This window comes from Lysinibacillus sp. RU7 (assembly GCF_057837305.1).
In genome coordinates this window covers 1-3,077 of sequence record NZ_JBYQFK010000051.1, presented here as the reverse complement: position 1 = coordinate 3,077, position 3,077 = coordinate 1, and the positions used below count along the sequence as shown (strand labels likewise).

General features: G+C 39.7%; 1 protein-coding gene and 9 tRNA genes. 1 reads left to right on the top strand and 9 read right to left on the bottom strand.

The window, feature by feature from the left end; translation table 11 throughout:
* Positions 1-196 precede the first annotated feature (196 nt).
* Positions 197-1,885, top strand: coding sequence for a methyl-accepting chemotaxis protein (locus AC3II9_RS21300; protein WP_489158700.1), 1,689 nt, complete (start codon positions 197-199; stop codon positions 1,883-1,885).
* A 286-nt stretch (positions 1,886-2,171) separates the two neighbouring features.
* Here the strand turns inward: AC3II9_RS21300 and AC3II9_RS21295 are convergent.
* From AC3II9_RS21295 to AC3II9_RS21255, 9 genes are all read right to left on the bottom strand, one after another.
* Positions 2,172-2,243, bottom strand: a tRNA-Glu gene (locus tag AC3II9_RS21295).
* A gap of 1 nt (position 2,244) precedes the next feature.
* Positions 2,245-2,319 (bottom strand) — tRNA-Asn (locus AC3II9_RS21290).
* Between the two features lie 9 nt (positions 2,320-2,328).
* Positions 2,329-2,404: transfer RNA gene (locus tag AC3II9_RS21285), tRNA-Phe, on the bottom strand.
* A gap of 7 nt (positions 2,405-2,411) precedes the next feature.
* A tRNA-Asp gene (locus AC3II9_RS21280) sits at positions 2,412-2,487 on the bottom strand.
* Between the two features lie 10 nt (positions 2,488-2,497).
* A tRNA-Met gene (locus AC3II9_RS21275) sits at positions 2,498-2,571 on the bottom strand.
* A gap of 19 nt (positions 2,572-2,590) precedes the next feature.
* Positions 2,591-2,666, bottom strand: a tRNA-Ala gene (locus tag AC3II9_RS21270).
* A gap of 49 nt (positions 2,667-2,715) precedes the next feature.
* Positions 2,716-2,804 (bottom strand) — tRNA-Leu (locus AC3II9_RS21265).
* Positions 2,805-2,810: 6 nt separating this feature from the next.
* Positions 2,811-2,885, bottom strand: a tRNA-Gly gene (locus tag AC3II9_RS21260).
* 41 nt (positions 2,886-2,926) lie between these two features.
* Positions 2,927-2,999: transfer RNA gene (locus AC3II9_RS21255), tRNA-Lys, on the bottom strand.
* Positions 3,000-3,077 lie beyond the last annotated feature (78 nt).

Sequence of the window (3,077 nt, the reverse complement as noted above, 5' to 3'; positions counted from 1 at the left end):
CGAATTTGGGGAGGTGCCTCATTTTTATTTCATTGAAACCCTTGATACCGAAGGGATTAGAATTATGAAATTAACTCTTTATAAAGAAAAATGAAAATATTCCAAAAAATACATGTTATAATGGAATTATCATTCAATGATATGTATTTTACCATGTTATCTACTCAAATGGAGAACGAATAGAGAGGGGATTTCAATGATTAGAAACGCAAAATCTATTAAAGTGAAAATTATTTTAAGTTTTCTTGTTTTTTTACTATGTACGTGGATATACAGCACTTATAGTTATTTTCAAAATGAAAAATTTATGGAAAATACAGAAAAAATTATTACTGATGACACGAAAATACTATCTATAGGATACCAATTATCACAATCTATTGACTCTCGCTTAGCTGCGGCGAGGAACTATATTTTAATGGGTGACCCAACTTACAAAGAAACATTTAATAGCCATACTGATCAAGCTTCTACTATTCAAAAGGAAATAGAGCAATATGCTAATGTCCAAGCAGTTCAACAAATCGTTACAGCGGAAAAGAAATGGAGCACAACCATCCAAAAAGAACTTTTTTTACTTTTCGATCAAGGAAATATAACGAATGCTACTGCATTATTAGCTACACTTGAGGAGCAAGGGACTACAATTCGTAATGAGTATCAACTATTTGCACAATCAAAAGCTTTGGAGATTGAAGAAAAAGGTCACGCTGTATCAAAAGATACAAGTTCAACCAAAACTGTCCTACAGATCATTTCGTATAGCATGACCATTATAGCTATTGTACTTGCACTGTATCTTTCACGGTTAATCTCTAAACCGATTGCTCTTTTAACAAATCGAATGGAAAGCATTGCAAATGGTGAACTCAATCATCCCCCTTTAGACGTTACGACAAATGATGAATTAGCGCGTTTGACGATTTCTACAAACAAAATGAATGCGCAATTACAACAAATCATTATCAAAGTGCAAGAAGGTGCAACAGCTGTTACTGAAAGCAGTAAGAACTTAAACGTATCTGCCTCTGAAATAACAAGTGGTATGATGCAAACATCAGCTGCAATCGAACAAATTGCAAACGGCACAGATGTTCAAGCTACAGCCGCAAGTGATTTACGAACAACGATGCAAGCATTTTCACACAATGTAGATAGCGCGAATCAAAACAGCTTAAAAGTATTAAGTCATTCAGAAAGTGTACAAACCATGACAAATGACGGACAAAATTTAATGAACGCTACGGAACAACAAATGCAAAAAATTGATGGGATTGTAAAACAAGCTGTTGAACGTGTTGAAGGATTAAATAGCCAGACACGTGAAATTACACAACTCGTACAAGTGATTACGGAAATTGCAGACCAGACGAATCTATTAGCATTGAATGCCGCCATAGAAGCTGCACGTGCTGGTGAACAAGGGAAAGGATTTGCTATTGTAGCCGATGAAGTACGGAAATTAGCTGAACAAGTAAGTCATTCTGTGTCGAACATTTCTACAATCGTACACGCTATCCAAAATGAAACTCAAATTGTAACCCACTCTTTACTAGAAGGTTATGAGGAAGTAAAAAAAGGGTCTCAACATACCCATATTTCAAATGAAACATATCGTAATATTTCCGTCGCTGTTTTAGAAATGGTCTCAAATATTCGAACGGTCACAGAAAACTTACAGCATATCGCAAGTAACACGAATCAAATTGATAGTGCGATTGAAAATATTGCTGCTGTATCTGAACAATCTGCTGCAAGCTCACAACAAACAGCTGCAACTATCGAAGAAGTAACAAGTTCAATGGAAACCGCAACACAAAATGCTTATCAATTAAATGAAACAGCCAATCACTTACAATCCGTTGTTAAACAATTTAAGTTGTAATACTAAAAGGGAAATCTAGCATATTCAAAAAAGGGTTGTTTTATTAGCACAAGCTAATAGGACAACCCTTTCACATTATAATGATCCTATTTTATACCACGTCCTTTATTCCTAACGAATCAGGACCACCTGTACTATTACACTCTAACTCTTTCCATAAGAGAAGCCTACATCCTTCGTCTCTCTGCGCTACATATTATATTCTCTCATTCCTTTTAAAGGAAAAATAAAATAAGCAGAGAAAATGTAATATTTTCTCTGCTTATTTTATCGATACTTATTAAGATGACCCGTACGGGATTCGAACCCGTGTTACCGCCGTGAAAGGGCGGTGTCTTAACCACTTGACCAACGGGCCATGGCTCCGAAGGTAGGACTCGAACCTACGACCAACCGGTTAACAGCCGGTTGCTCTACCACTGAGCTACTTCGGAATAATATAATGGTGGGTCAGGACGGAATCGAACCGCCGACACTTAGAGCTTCAATCTAATGCTCTACCAACTGAGCTACTGACCCATATAAATGGCGGTCCCGACCGGGATCGAACCGGCGATCTCCTGCGTGACAGGCAGGCATGTTAACCGCTACACCACGGGACCATTTATATAATGGCGGCAGAGGGGATCGAACCCCCGACCTTACGGGTATGAACCGTACGCTCTAGCCAGCTGAGCTACGCCGCCAAAATCTTTATAATCTATTTGGTGGAGCCTAGCGGGATCGAACCGCTGACCTCCTGCGTGCAAGGCAGGCGCTCTCCCAGCTGAGCTAAGGCCCCAAATAAATAAAAATTAGTATTTCAGTTTACTTAATTATAAATACTAAACTGGTGCCGAGGACCGGAATCGAACCGGTACGGTAGTCACCTACCGCAGGATTTTAAGTCCTGTGCGTCTGCCAGTTCCGCCACCCCGGCACATGTTGGAGCGGAAGACGGGGTTCGAACCCGCGACCCCCACCTTGGCAAGGTGGTGTTCTACCACTGAACTACTTCCGCAATATGTGCTTCAATATGTATATAACACTTTATGTAAATGATGAGCCATGAAGGACTCGAACCTTCGACCCTCTGATTAAAAGTCAGATGCTCTACCGACTGAGCTAATGGCTCCAAAATGGCTGGGGTACTAGGATTCGAACCTAGGCATGACGGAATCAAAATCCGTTGCCTTACCGCTTGGCTATACCC

Bases quoted from the DNA above. Each gene is read 5' to 3' on its own strand.
- AC3II9_RS21300 (WP_489158700.1), top strand. From the start codon at position 197: ATGATTAGAAACGCAAAATCTATTAAAGTGAAAATTATTTTAAGTTTT.